The organism is Pedobacter duraquae (genome assembly GCF_004362245.1).
GTDB lineage: Bacteria > Bacteroidota > Bacteroidia > Sphingobacteriales > Sphingobacteriaceae > Pedobacter > Pedobacter duraquae.
In genome coordinates, this window is record NZ_SNWM01000007.1 from 60087 (window position 1) to 73325 (window position 13239).

The window sequence follows — 13239 nt, forward strand, 5'->3', positions numbered from 1 at the left end:
ACACGAGTTTAGCTACCAGAGCCGTAACCTTTCATTACACCACGATTTGAATTTCTAATGAAATCAACAATTTCATCACGGATTTCCGTTGGTGCAAATTCAGCCTCAATCATGTCTAGTGCTTTGGTTACATTATTATGTTTTACAAAAAGAACTCTGTAAATCTCCTGAATTTCATTGATTTTTTCCGAAGGAAATCCCCTTCTTCTTAAACCTACCGAGTTAATTCCGGCATACGATAGAGGCTCTCTAGCCGCCTTTACATACGGAGGAACGTCTTTTCTCACCAATGAACCTCCGGTGATGAAAGCGTGAGACCCAACCTTAACAAATTGATGGATTGCTACCAAGCCCGCCAGAACAACATAATTTCCAATGGTAATATGTCCCGCCAGAGTTGTGCTGTTTGAAAAGATACAATAATCACCAACTTCGCAATCGTGCGCAATATGAGAATAAGCCTGAATCAGGCAATTGCTGCCGATAACGGTTTTCCACTTGTCTTTCGTGCCTCTGTTAATGGTAACGCATTCGCGGATCGTCGTGTTATCACCGATCTCAGCCGTAGTTACCTCGCCGGCAAACTTCAGGTCCTGCGGTATTCCCGAGATCACTGAGCCTGGAAATACCCTGCAGTTCTTACCAATTCGGGCACCGTCCATAATCACGACGTTGGAACCGATCCAGGTGCCTTCACCAATTTCAACATCTTTGTGTATCACCGCGAACGGCTCAATCACAACATTATCAGCAATCTTAGCTTGTGGATGTATATACGCTAGGGGTTGTATCATGATACGCGGTCGCTTTCTTTAACTTTTGTAATTTGTGCCATCATCTCTGCCTCAACAACAACCTTCTCACCAACCATGCCAACACCCTTCATTTGGGCGATGCCACGTCTGATAGGCTCCATCAAATCACATCTGAAAACTATGGTATCACCAGGTAGAACTTGAGCTCTGAACCTGACATTGTCGATTTTTAAAAAGTAGGTAAGGTAATTTCTGGGATCGGGAACAGTACTCAAAACCAATATACCTCCTGTTTGTGCCATCGCCTCAATCTGGATAACACCAGGCATAACCGGCGCTCCTGGAAAATGTCCTTTGAAAAATTCTTCGTTCATGGTGACATTTTTCACACCAACAACATGCGTTTTAGAAAGTTCCAGGATCTTGTCGATGAACAGGAATGGCTGTCTGTGTGGCAGAATATCCATGATTTGCATCACATCGTAGAGCGGTTTCACAGCAGGATCGTACACATGCTGGATTTTCTTATTCTTCTCTTTCTTAATGGCTGCCTTTATCTTTTTAGCAAAAGCCACATTAGCAGCGTGACCCGGACGGGCAGCCATAATATGCCCTTTCAGGTGTACGCCTACCAAAGCAAGGTCGCCGATCATATCCAATAATTTATGACGGGCAGGCTCATTTTGATACCGCAGCTCCATATTGTTTAAAATTCCCTGAGGGGCAACATCTATAGCTGATCTTTTAAAGATTTTAGCCAGATGATCCAACTCTTCACGGGTAACTTCCTTATCTACAATAACAATGGCATTATTCAAATCTCCACCTTTAATCAGGTTGTTCTGTAGCTGATATTCAAGCTCGTGCAGAAAACAAAACGTACGACATGATGCTATCTCTTTTTTAAATTCAGCAATACTCGATATCCCGGCATGCTGACTGCCTAGTACCGGAGAATTATAATCAATCATACAGGTGAACCTGTAATCATCAAGCGGCATCGCAACGATTTCAACCTTTCTATCTGGCTCGGTATAGGTGATATTGTGTGGGATTTGGAAATATTCGCGGTCCACGCTTTGTAGTACAAATCCAACAGATTCCAGCGCCTCAAGAAACAGAATTGCACTGCCATCCATTATTGGTGTCTCAGGACCATCGAGCTTAATCAGCACATTATCAAGGTCCATTCCTACCAACGAAGCCATCACGTGTTCTACTGTACTTACGCTTGCGCCGTTCTGCGAAATTGTTGTACCTCGTGCCGTGTCAGTCACGTTGTCGCAATCTGCGTCAATAATCGGCTGATCAGGCAGGTCAGTACGCTGAAACTTAAAGCCATGGTTTTCTGGTGCCGGACAAAACGTTAGTGTAACGTTTGCCCCCGTATGTAAACCAACTCCCTGTACAGAAATCTCGCCTTTTATCGTTTTTTGTTTAACGTTCATTGTTATTAGGTAATGTAATACTTTGTTCTATAATTGCATTAAGCTTTACAATCGTTGCCTCCAGGGCCGCAATACGCTTCTCTACGTTTGGCAATTGTTTAAAGATCACAGAAGCGCGCATCCAGTCGCGCAAAGGCTGTGCCGGACTTCCATGCCATTGTTTGTTTTCTTCTGCGATGCTGAAGTTAATTCCCGCCTGTGCACCGATCTGTGTGCCCTTCGCCAGTGATAAATGTCCCGCTATACCAACTTGTCCGCCAATAACAGAATTTCCACCCAGTTTAGAGCTTCCGGAAATACCCGACTGCGCTGCTACAACACTGTGTTCGCCAACGTCAACATTATGGGCAATCTGAATCAGGTTGTCAAGTTTTACGCCCTTACGGATATAAGTAGATCCCATTGTAGCACGGTCTATCGCCGTATTGGAGCCGATTTCGACGTCATCTTCGATAACAACATTTCCAATCTGTGGAATTTTCGAATATGTGCCGTCGGGTTGCGGTGCAAAGCCAAATCCATCGCTGCCAATAACGGTATTGGAATGGATAATAACGCGGTTCCCAACAACAGATCTATTGTAAATCTTGACTCCGGGGTGCAATGCAGAATCGGTACCAATTTCTACACCGTAGCCCACGTATACCTGTGCTGAAATCCTTGTGTTATCACCAATAACAGCATGCTCAGAAATATAGGAGAAGGCTCCAATGTATACATTTTTGCCAATTTTAGCTGATGGATGAACAAAACTAGGCTCCTCAATGCCGGTCTGCTCTGTTGCCTGATTTAGAACTTCATTGTACTTCTCCAGCAATACAGAAAAAGCGCTATAAGGGTCTTTTACTTTTATTAAAGTAGCTTTAAAAGGTTGGCTAGGCACAAAGTCAGCACCAACAATTACAACCGATGCTTCTGTGGTATACAAGTAGTTTTCGTACTTCGGGTTTGACAAAAAACATAAAGCACCAGCCTTACCATTCTCTATTTTAGAAAGCTCGCCTACCTGGATGTTTTCGTCACCCTCAATAGTACCACTTAAGATTTCGCTGATCTGCTTCGCAGTGAATTGCATTTTACAAAGTTATATGTTAAATCGATATGAACAAATTCGCCTTTTTAGGATCTGTTCCTTTCTCTGGCCTTCAAACGTTTCAAACGCTAAAAACGCTATTAAAAACCAAATTAAATGTTAAATAATGCTAAATGATGCGTGGATAGCATAAAATATGCTTCTTAACAGTTCTATCCAAAGATTCTAAGTTAGATAAATCCGATGCTTTTGCAATATCTATGATGGTATTGTTCTTTAATAAAATGTTAATATTGCTATTACCCGCATTATAAGCTCTGTTCATAATAGCAGCTGTAAACACAAAGTATGAGGCATCAGCTCCCGAGATATTGTAAGTCGCAGCTGTATTTTCCTTAAGAAGTAGCATTCGCGCTTCATCAGGAGCTTCATTTGTAATTTCAATTTTATAGAGATTTCTTCTTGTAAGCATCGTACACAACTGGGATAAAATCTTATCGTCATGTTGCGTCCATACTTTTACCGCGGTAAAAATATCCTGATCATCCAACCTTGAAAATTGTTCTAAATGTACCGGGTCAGCAAAAAAAGCTTTTTCAGATACTGTATTTTTTAGAAAATGAGCCAACGCGGGGCTTGCAAACAATTCAGCTCCCTGCAGACTAAGATTTTTCGCTCGTTCCAGAATTTTGACCAGCAATTGTTCGCCTGCAATTACCGTTTTATGCAGGTACACCTGCCAGTACATCAGTCGACGGGCAATCAGGAAATTCTCTATAGAGTAAATCCCCTTTTCCTCAATAACCAGCTCGTCTTCATAAACATTGAACATCTTAATAATCCGATCAAAACTGATTACGCCTTCGCTCACGCCGGTAAAGAAACTATCCCGGTTGAGGTAGTCCATTCGGTCCAGATCCAACTGACTTGATATCAACTGATTCAAAAACTTTCGGTCATACTTCCCCGTAAACACACTTATTGCCAGGCTCAATTTACCTTCGAATTCCTTGTTTAGATTTTCCATGATCAGCATGGAGATATCCTCGTGGTGGATCCCGTTAACCAAACTATGCTCCAGCGCGTGGGAAAATGGGCCATGACCAATATCATGCAATAGAATTGCAATAATTGCCGCTTCTTCTTCAGCTTTCGAAACCTCGTGTCCCTTACTTCTAAGCACCTCTATAGCCAATCCCATCAGGTGCATAGCACCCAATGCGTGATGAAAACGTGTATGTAAAGCACCCGGATAAACCAGATGGGTCATTCCAAGTTGTTTAATATATCTGAGTCGTTGGAAATAAGGATGCGAAATCAGATCAAAAACCAGTTCAGAGGGTATATTTATAAATCCATAAACAGGATCATTTATAATTTTCTTTTTATTCAATCTCAGCGATATAAATTATACGGTACAAAAATTGCTATTTTTATTCATACTTTAGAAAGAGATCTCTTTTTTTAAGGATTTAATGTAAATAAAAAATCAGAAATGCAGGAAACGAAAATTTTATGGGCTGATGATGAAATCAACTTATTAAAACCTCATATATTACTATTAAACGAAAAAGGTTACCATGTTACCACCTTTACAAACGGTAACGATGCGCTGGAAGCCTTCGGCAAAGAACATTTTGACCTGGTGTTTCTTGATGAAAACATGCCCGGAATGAGTGGTTTAGAAACCCTTTCTGCAATAAAAAACATTAAAAGTGACATTCCCGTCGTGCTGATTACCAAAAGCGAGGAAGAAAACCTGATGGAAGATGCGATCGGCTCTAAGATCGACGACTATCTAATCAAACCTGTGAACCCTAAGCAGGTATTGTTAACTATCAAAAAGATTATCGACAATAAGCGACTTGTTAGCGAAAAAACATCCATGGCCTATCAACAGGATTTTAGACGCCTGGGTATGACACTCAACGATAAGCTCAGTTATGAAGAGTGGGTTGATGTTTATAAGAAGCTTGTGTTCTGGGAACTTGAGCTGGAAAAACTCGATGACCCTCAAATGCACGAGATCTTGACGATGCAAAAGTCAGAAGCCAATATGCAGTTCTCGAAATTTATCGAAGACAATTACCTGGGTTGGGTAAACGGGAAAGAAAAAGCACCCCTTTTATCTAACGAGCTACTAAAAAAGAAAGCTTTCCCCCACATTAACTCCACCACTCCGGTTTTTTTCATCCTGATTGACAACCTACGCTATGATCAATGGAAAATTATAAATCCACTGATCTCTGAGTATTTCCGCCTCGACGAGGAGGACACTTACTCGAGTATCCTGCCTACAGCAACGCAGTACGCCAGAAATGCCATTTTTTCTGGGCTGATGCCTTTGGAAATGGAAAAACGATTCCCATCGCTATGGCAAAATGACGATGATGAGGGCGGTAAAAATATGCACGAAGCTGCATTTCTGGAAGATCAGATCAAACGAAGCTTGCGAAAAGACTGCAAATTCAGCTACCATAAAATCTTGACATATGATGATGGAAAGGCCCTTACAGAACAAGTCAACAACCTAATGCAAAATGAGTTTAATGCTATTGTTTACAACTTTGTAGATATGTTGTCACATGCACGTACCGATATGCAGATGATTCGTGAACTTGCAAATGACGATGCAGCCTACCGCTCACTCACCCTATCCTGGTTTGAACACTCACCTTTGCTTGACCTGATTAAAAAAATATCTCAGAAAAATGTCAAGCTCATTATCACAACGGATCACGGAACGATTCGTGTTAAACATCCGAGTAAAGTTATTGGAGACAGAAACACAAACACCAATCTGCGCTACAAACAAGGGCGGAATTTGAATTACAATGCCAAAGAAGTATTTCTGATCAAAAATCCACACGAAGCACAACTCCCTAAGATCAACATCAGTTCCAATTATATCTTCGCGAAAGAAGATCGCTATTTCGTCTATCAAAATAACTATAACCAATTTGTGAACTACTATAATGAAACGTTCCAACATGGTGGTATTTCACTGGAAGAAATGATTATTCCTGTAGCGACCTATAGTCCCAGATAAGCAATTATGACACTAGAAGTTCAACATCCTGATGATCTGAAACAAGCAGCGGTTGAGCTGCTTGTTTTTGCAGGCAATGAAAAGCTCTTTATTTTTGAAGGTGATATGGGAGCTGGAAAAACAACCTTCATCAAAGAAATATGCTTTGCGTTAGGTGTTACAGACCTGGTGTCGAGCCCCACGTTTTCTATTGTTAATGAATATCTTTCCCCAAATGGAAGTCTTTATCACTTTGATTTTTATCGGATTAAGAACTTACAGGAGGCCTATGACATCGGTTATGAAGACTATTTTTATTCAGGTGATATCTGTCTGATCGAATGGCCTGAGAAAGTCGCCGAGCTACTGCCCCCAACATACATCAAGGTGCAAATCTCGATTACCAGCGAGACCGGAAGGCGCATCAACTTCACTAAAATTTAGGAAATTGTAGCTCCCGCCTTAATTTGTTTTACTAATTTTATAGAAATAATTGAAGAAAACAGCAATGGCCACAGGTTTTAGAGAGGATATGGCGTCGATCGCCCAGAAGGGGCTGATTCAGCCTAAGGAAACCATGTCTGAAGTTAAAAGCAGAAATAACAGCCTTCATATTGGTATCCCAAAGGAAATCTCGTTCCAGGAAAATAGAATCGCACTTACACCTTTATCTGTTGCTTTACTGGTCAACAACGGCCACAAAGTCGTTATCGAGACGGGTGCCGGCGTAGGAGCCAACTTCTCTGATCAGGATTATAGCGAACAAGGCGCAATTATTTCTTTTAATAAAAGAGAAGTTTTTGACGCAGATGTCCTTGTTAAAATCGCTCCACCAACCTTCGATGAAATCGAAATGATGCACAAAGGTCAGACACTGATCTCGGCTTTACAAATGGGATCCCTAAAAGAAAGCTACCTGAAGGCCCTGCTGGCAAAAAAAATCAATGCCCTTAGCTTTGAAAGTTTGCGCGACGAGGGTAACATCCTCAGCGTAGTGCGCGCAATGAGCGAGATTGTCGGTGCTACATCAATATTCATCGCAGCAGAGTACCTAAGTAACGTAACTGGTGGAAAAGGTCTGATGCTTGGTGGATTCACCGGTGTTCCTCCTACAGAGATTGTGATCCTTGGGGCGGGTACTGTTGGCGAGTATGCTGCACGCACAGCGCTCTCATTAGGTGCTGAAGTGAAGGTTTTTGACAGTTCGATCTACAGATTGCGCAGACTGCAGAATAACCTCGGAAGCAGAGTATTCACCTCTGTGATGCAACCCATCGTGCTTGGTAAAGCAATTACAACATGTGACGTCGTAATCGGTGCCATCCGCGCATCACATGGAAGAAGCCCCTGCATTGTAATGGAGGAAACCGTGAGCCGCATGAAACCAAACTCCGTAGTAATCGACGTCAGCATAGACCAGGGTGGATGCTTCGAGACCTCCGAAGTAACAAACCATAAGGATCCCGTTTTCAGGAAATATGACGTTATCCACTACTGTGTACCTAACATTGCTTCACGAGTTCCACGAACAGCTTCCTACGCGCTAACGAATATCTTTACGCCTATTTTGGTAGACATAGGAGATATGGGTGGTCTGATGAATGTGATATGGGACAAACCGGGCATCCGCGAGGCTGTCTACATCTATCAGGGACATCTCACTAGTAAAGATCTGGCCAATATGTTCAATCTGCCTTGCAAAGACATTAATTTACTCATTGTTTCCAATCAATAATTGCATGAATAAGCTTCTGCTGCTTCCCTTTTGCTTTTTCTGCTTGAGCTCATGCGCCCAAAAAGACAAGCAAAACGAATATGGCTTAAAGGTTATTGATACTAAAGTTGAGTATATAAAATCATACGCCGCAAATCCTGATAAGCAGCTCGTAGAAATCCGAAAAGTTATACCCGATATTGTGCTCGACATCCGCTATGCTACAACCCGAAATTTCATGAAACAGGTAATGTACAGCGAGGGCAAGGCTTTTGCACGCAAGCCGGTGGTAGCGCAGCTAAAAAAAATACAGGAAGAACTCCGTAAAAAAGGATATGGACTTAAGATCTTTGATGCCTACAGGCCATATGCTGTGACCGTCGCTTTTTATCAAAAAGCCAGCGACAAAAACTTTGTGGCCAACCCCGCAAAAGGTTCGAAACATAACCGTGGCTGCGCGGTAGACTTAACCCTCATTGATCTTAAAACAGGTAGAGATATCCCAATGCCGACACCTTATGACAGTTTCGCGCCCGCAGCGGCACCTCATTACGCCAACCTTCCCGTCAAACTGATAAAAAACAGAGACTTCCTGATCAATACCATGCAGGCACATGGTTTTAAAGTAATCTATAACGAATGGTGGCACTTTGATTTTAGAGGATGGCAGGGATATGAATTGATGGATATCCCGTTTACTATGCTCTAATTGCTTTAGCTAACACCTGAATCAAAGTATCCAGCTGAAATTGCGTGTGCCAGCTACTCAGAACAATCCGGTTAATACGGGGTCCATTGCTATCCGGATATGGAAAAGCAGAAATAAGTATTCTTTGCTGTAGCAACCGGTCAGCCAGACCGCTATCCCGGTGTAAAAACACAGGAAATTCCGGGATATATTCAAAATTATCCTGTACCAACCCTTGATTCATCATGTGGTATTGTAAGTCACAAAGCTGATCATGCTCCTCCCGATAGATTGCTGAGCCCTGCATAAAGGCGTACAGACCTGCAGCAGTTGGCGGCGATGCTCCTGGAAATTGAGGCGTTTGTTTCAAAGCAGAGATATGTGCCGAAGATCCCAATATCAGCCCAGCATCTACGCCCGGCCCCTTGGCCATAGACGCCACATAAATCACATCAACTCCAGAAATTACCCGTTGTGCTCCAATACCGTTGTTCAAGATGCCAATGCCATGCGAGTCATCGATCAGCAAGGTCACCCGTTTTCCTGGCTTTAAACGGCTTAAAAACCCGAAATCATAAACCTCCGGGAAAAGGTTGTTTATCGAATTGCTAATTAATACCCAATCCTGCACATCACTTTGGTTTATCTCTGTGCTAATCCTTTCTCCCCATGCTGTAAAACTTCCCTCAATTCCCGGATTCCCGTCCAGCCATAATGCAGGATGGGTAGCGGGAGCATAAGCAATTTGCCCAAGCGTGGCTGCATACTGAGCAGCCATTTGCGCAGCAAGATAGCCACTGGAAGTGATCAGTGCCGCCTCAGCCTTAAAATAGCCAGCAGCATAATCTTCCGCCTCATTATAAATATTCAACTGTACGTTATTATTTCTACTGGTCCCATTATTCAGCCCAAACAGGCTTAAACCACGAACATAATGCTGGAGGAAAGCTACATTTTGCGGGATTCCCAGATATGCTGTCCCTCCAAAATATAAGTACGTCGCATTTCCAACAGTGATTGTTGCTGATAGCGCCCCTGGCAAATGACTCAGTTGCTCAATATTTTTCATGAATATAGGTTATAATACGCACCATTTCTTTACGTACTTCTGCCGTTGGAAGCACAAAATTGTTATTCATGAAAGAAAAAATGAAAATCTTTCCTTTGTTAGTCAGCACATAGCCGCTCTGGTTATGGTTGTTTGACAATGAACCTGTTTTTCCGTAAACAAAAGGCTGGTCAGTTTTCGGATATGCGTTTTTTAACGTCCCCGTCTTACCACCAGCAGGTAGCAACGAAAACAACCGCTTATCATCGTGTATCGTTACGTAGATTGAATCCAAAACTGCAACCATATCCCGCGGGGTAAAAAGATTTCCGCGTGAAAGTCCAGATCCATCTACCCAACGCGGTACATCCGGCAATTCAGAAAGGTATTTCTTTTGGATGTAGCCGATCGCTACCTCCGCAGAAAGCGTTGGTGAAATTCGATCTGCATATACGAGCAATAGTTGCTCTGCTATAAAATTATCACTAGGTAACATCATCGCCCGCAACACCGAATCAGTCTTCATATTATAGATTGTTTTCGCTGTCGCCGGCATGTCCTTCCGGATCACTTCAACCGGCTTATTTAACGTATCAGTTAACAATTGCAAGGTTAAATTGGTGCTCAATCTGAAAGGGATATCCTGACTATACCCCTTTGGTATAACCACTTTAGGATAATGGAATTTGTTTTCATTGAAATCCCGGGTAATGGTAAAATTTCTGCTTTTGCTTCCCGAATCCATCAACACACAATCGCTAAGCAAACGAGGCGTTAGTAATGGTTTTCCTCCCCGTTCAGTAACATGAAGTAGGTTGCCCTGTATAGGCAGTTCATTGATTTCCGCTTGATAATAGGCGTTGTAATCATCCCAACCCCACCCTTTTCCATAGAAATCACCTGTATACCTTCCGGCTGCAAAAAACAATTTCTTGTCGCTCTGCCGTAAAAAATCCAGCGCGCGCACACCTTTAAGCTCAGCCTGCAGAAAGGACGGATCTCCCGTTCCCCAAAAAATTAATGAATCCCCACGTTCTACATAACGTAATGAGGGGATAGAATCTGATAAGAGTTTCAGGCCCGCGTAAAAAGTGAATAGCTTTGTATTTGATGCCGGTGTAAAGTATTTCTCTGCATTTCGTTCAAAAATCATCTGCTTACCGCTGATGTCATAGAGCGCAAAGCCAACCTGATATTGTTTGATAACCTGAGATGTATTGAACGTTCTTTTCATAGCACGGGCAATGCGCCGGTCAGCACTGCAACTTTGAAAGAAAAGCCCTGCGATCATCAGGAAGAGGCCAAGTGAATAATAGTGTCGTATTTTATACATAATCAAACAATACATCGTATATTTTCAGTGAATTTATACAAATATTAATGGTTTCGCCAAAGAATCATTACGGTAAAGGCCCCCTCAAGGCCATTCTGATCATACTTATTACCGTTCATGTACTGAGTGTACCCAGTTATGCGCAAGAATTTAAATTGAAAGGCAATAGAAAAAAGGAACGCATTAGCTTTAGATTAATCAAAAATCTGATCGTTATTCCCGTGTACATCAATAAAAAAGGACCTTATAATTTTATCCTTGATACCGGTGTCGGCGCAATGCTAATCACTGATCCGTCGATCCTCGACTCCCTTCAATTTAGCAAACTCCGAAAGGTAAAGGTTGGCGGAGCAGGAAACGGTGAAGATCTTGATGCCTATATATCCATCATTCTGGAAACTCAGATTGGACATGCTACGCTTACATACACGCCAGCGGCAATTCTGGAAGAAGACTTCTTCAGTCTATCGAACTATTTGGGCACGCCCATCCACGGCTTGGTAGGCTCTTATTTCTTCAATAGTTTTGTTGTTAAACTTAAATATTCAACACGTAGCATAACATTTTATAAGCATGATGTGCCCTTCAGGCGCAAAGGAATAGGACTTCCTATCGAACTGATTTTAAATAAGCCCTATATCGATCTTTCAGTTCAAACACAAGGCATGGAGCCAAGAAAGTCTAAACTGCTCATGGATAGCGGAGCAAGTAACAGCCTCTCCCTGGAGATCTTAGACGGAAAAAAGTATCCCCTCCCAGCGTACAGCATTCCTGCTAATTTAGGTGTCGGGTTTGGAGGCCTCGTAACAGGAAACATAGCACGTGCACCGCTAGTCAGCATCGGCCCTTATGAGATCAAAAACACACTGGTATCTTATCCTGATTATGAAGGTGGTCCATTAAAAGCACTGAGGACAGGCAGAAACGGAATTATTGGCGCCGATATATTAAGCCGTTTCGACATCATCATGGACTACGAAAACCATGTTTTCTTTTTTAAACCTAACCAGAATTTCAAAAAGCCGTTTGAACATGATATGTCAGGACTCGAAATTTATCAATCGGGAGAAGGCCTCAAGGATTATATGATCGGGCGAATCGAAAAAGGATCGCCCGCAGAGCTGGAAGGCGTTCAGATTGGAGATGAAATTCTAGGCGTAAATCTACATCCCGTTGCCGAGCTAGACTTGGAGGCTATCAATGATTTTCTAAAAGCCGGCGACGGCCGGAAATGTATTCTCAAATTATTCAGAGATGGCGAAGTTGTATATAAAATCATAACTTTAAAAAAAAGAATCTAAGCTTATCGTGATTAAAAGATCCCTAATCTTCTTCTTCCTGCTATCTGCCACTTCTCTTGCCGTTTTAGCGCAAGATAAAGACTCAGTAAAACTGGTCAACGCAGACTGGAAAAAAACAGTTATCTCCTCAAATGTATCTTTAAAAGTCGCACATTTTACTGCTCATGACTTGTTCAATGCCAATGAAAACATCAGCTATCTGGAACTAACGCCAAAAAAACACCAGTGGGGATTTGATCTCGGATATGACAGGAAGCTTCTGAAAACCACTGCTGATTTTGCGTTGGAAAAAAACGCGATTGCCGCAGTTAACGGAAGTTTTTTCGACGTTAAAAATGGAGGATCAGTAGATTTTCTAAAATATGGAGATACCATAATTGCGGAGAACAGACTTGAAAAAAACGGCATCCGTGCCAGACACCAACGTTCTGCCATAACAATTCACAACGGCAAATTAAAACTGGAGCAATGGAATGGCAAGTCAACCTGGGAAAAGTCGCTCAACGCTGAACATATATTACTGAGTGGCCCGATGTTGTCATTTAAAGGAAAAACTCAGGGCCTCGACACCACCAGTTTTACTACCTTACGCCATCCCAGAACGGCTGTAGGCATAAAAAAAGATGGCAAGATCATACTGCTTACAGTTGATGGAAGAAATGAGCAATCGGCAGGTATGAGCCTGCACGAACTGAACAAGATTATGCGCTGGCTGGATTGTTTAACGGCAATCAACCTTGATGGAGGCGGCTCAACTACGCTATGGGTAGAAGGCGCAGGCGACAACGGAGTCATCAATTTTCCCTCAGATAACAAATTATGGGATCATGCAGGGCAAAGAAAAGTAGCCAATGTGCTCTTAATCACAAAAAAACCCTGATATCTTTGCAT

The 13239-nt window shown here is 42.3% G+C and carries 12 protein-coding genes; 6 read left to right on the plus strand and 6 right to left on the minus strand.

Annotated features, from left to right (window positions below):
• Nucleotides 1-8: 8 nt before the first annotated feature.
• The 4 genes from lpxA to CLV32_RS21600 all read right to left on the minus strand — a co-directional run bounded on the left by lpxA (nucleotide 9) and on the right by CLV32_RS21600 (nucleotide 4629).
• Nucleotides 9-794: an acyl-ACP--UDP-N-acetylglucosamine O-acyltransferase gene (gene lpxA, locus CLV32_RS21585; protein ID WP_133559053.1), complete on the minus strand. Its 786-nt coding sequence runs from the start codon at nucleotides 792-794 to the stop codon at nucleotides 9-11.
• Nucleotides 791-2203: a bifunctional UDP-3-O-[3-hydroxymyristoyl] N-acetylglucosamine deacetylase/3-hydroxyacyl-ACP dehydratase gene (locus tag CLV32_RS21590; protein WP_133559054.1), complete on the minus strand. Its 1413-nt coding sequence runs from the start codon at nucleotides 2201-2203 to the stop codon at nucleotides 791-793. The genes lpxA and CLV32_RS21590 overlap by 4 nt, the downstream gene beginning before the upstream one ends.
• Nucleotides 2193-3278, minus strand: coding sequence for a UDP-3-O-(3-hydroxymyristoyl)glucosamine N-acyltransferase (gene lpxD / locus CLV32_RS21595; protein ID WP_133559055.1), 1086 nt, complete (start codon nucleotides 3276-3278; stop codon nucleotides 2193-2195). Before lpxD ends, CLV32_RS21590 begins: the two co-directional genes overlap by 11 nt.
• A 127-nt stretch (nucleotides 3279-3405) precedes the next feature.
• Nucleotides 3406-4629 carry an HD domain-containing protein gene (locus CLV32_RS21600; protein ID WP_133559056.1) on the minus strand — a complete coding sequence of 408 codons (1224 nt, stop codon included), beginning with the start codon at nucleotides 4627-4629 and terminating at the stop codon, nucleotides 3406-3408.
• A gap of 102 nt (nucleotides 4630-4731) precedes the next feature.
• On the opposite strand from CLV32_RS21600, the gene porX reads away from it, so the two are divergent.
• The 4 genes from porX (at nucleotide 4732) to CLV32_RS21620 (ending at nucleotide 8687) form a co-directional block, all read left to right on the plus strand.
• Nucleotides 4732-6285 carry a T9SS response regulator signal transducer PorX gene (porX, locus tag CLV32_RS21605; RefSeq protein WP_133559057.1) on the plus strand — a complete coding sequence of 518 codons (1554 nt, stop codon included), beginning with the start codon at nucleotides 4732-4734 and terminating at the stop codon, nucleotides 6283-6285.
• 6 nt (nucleotides 6286-6291) lie between these two features.
• Nucleotides 6292-6708 (plus strand): tRNA (adenosine(37)-N6)-threonylcarbamoyltransferase complex ATPase subunit type 1 TsaE, encoded by a 417-nt coding sequence (gene tsaE / locus CLV32_RS21610; protein ID WP_133559058.1) that lies wholly within the window; start codon nucleotides 6292-6294, stop codon nucleotides 6706-6708.
• Between the two features lie 64 nt (nucleotides 6709-6772).
• Nucleotides 6773-7999, plus strand: coding sequence for an alanine dehydrogenase (locus CLV32_RS21615; RefSeq protein WP_133559213.1), 1227 nt, complete (start codon nucleotides 6773-6775; stop codon nucleotides 7997-7999).
• A 4-nt stretch (nucleotides 8000-8003) separates the two neighbouring features.
• Entirely contained in the window at nucleotides 8004-8687 is a 684-nt protein-coding gene (locus CLV32_RS21620; RefSeq protein ID WP_133559059.1) for a M15 family metallopeptidase, read from the plus strand.
• Here the strand turns inward: CLV32_RS21620 and CLV32_RS21625 are convergent.
• Nucleotides 8677-9735, minus strand: coding sequence for an aminotransferase class I/II-fold pyridoxal phosphate-dependent enzyme (locus CLV32_RS21625; protein WP_133559060.1), 1059 nt, complete (start codon nucleotides 9733-9735; stop codon nucleotides 8677-8679). The genes CLV32_RS21620 and CLV32_RS21625 overlap by 11 nt on opposite strands.
• Nucleotides 9722-11047 carry a D-alanyl-D-alanine carboxypeptidase gene (locus CLV32_RS21630; protein WP_243732381.1) on the minus strand — a complete coding sequence of 442 codons (1326 nt, stop codon included), beginning with the start codon at nucleotides 11045-11047 and terminating at the stop codon, nucleotides 9722-9724. The genes CLV32_RS21625 and CLV32_RS21630 overlap by 14 nt, the downstream gene beginning before the upstream one ends.
• A 47-nt stretch (nucleotides 11048-11094) precedes the next feature.
• Here CLV32_RS21630 and CLV32_RS21635 point away from each other — a divergent pair, with 47 nt between their 5' ends.
• On the plus strand, nucleotides 11095-12348 hold the full coding sequence (locus CLV32_RS21635; RefSeq protein ID WP_133559062.1) for an aspartyl protease family protein: 1254 nt from the start codon (nucleotides 11095-11097) through the stop codon (nucleotides 12346-12348).
• A gap of 7 nt (nucleotides 12349-12355) precedes the next feature.
• On the plus strand, nucleotides 12356-13228 hold the full coding sequence (locus tag CLV32_RS21640) for a phosphodiester glycosidase family protein (protein WP_133559063.1): 873 nt from the start codon (nucleotides 12356-12358) through the stop codon (nucleotides 13226-13228).
• Nucleotides 13229-13239 lie beyond the last annotated feature (11 nt).

Coding starts and splice junctions, on each gene's coding strand:
- lpxA (WP_133559053.1), bottom strand. CDS start 794: ATGATACAACCCCTAGCGTATATACATCCACAAGCTAAGATTGCTGAT.
- CLV32_RS21590 (WP_133559054.1), bottom strand. CDS start 2,203: ATGAACGTTAAACAAAAAACGATAAAAGGCGAGATTTCTGTACAGGGA.
- lpxD (WP_133559055.1), bottom strand. CDS start 3,278: ATGCAATTCACTGCGAAGCAGATCAGCGAAATCTTAAGTGGTACTATT.
- porX (WP_133559057.1), top strand. CDS start 4,732: ATGCAGGAAACGAAAATTTTATGGGCTGATGATGAAATCAACTTATTA.
- tsaE (WP_133559058.1), top strand. CDS start 6,292: ATGACACTAGAAGTTCAACATCCTGATGATCTGAAACAAGCAGCGGTT.
- CLV32_RS21615 (WP_133559213.1), top strand. CDS start 6,773: ATGGCCACAGGTTTTAGAGAGGATATGGCGTCGATCGCCCAGAAGGGG.
- CLV32_RS21620 (WP_133559059.1), top strand. CDS start 8,004: ATGAATAAGCTTCTGCTGCTTCCCTTTTGCTTTTTCTGCTTGAGCTCA.
- CLV32_RS21625 (WP_133559060.1), bottom strand. CDS start 9,735: ATGAAAAATATTGAGCAACTGAGTCATTTGCCAGGGGCGCTATCAGCA.
- CLV32_RS21630 (WP_243732381.1), bottom strand. CDS start 11,047: ATGTATAAAATACGACACTATTATTCACTTGGCCTCTTCCTGATGATC.
- CLV32_RS21635 (WP_133559062.1), top strand. CDS start 11,095: ATGGTTTCGCCAAAGAATCATTACGGTAAAGGCCCCCTCAAGGCCATT.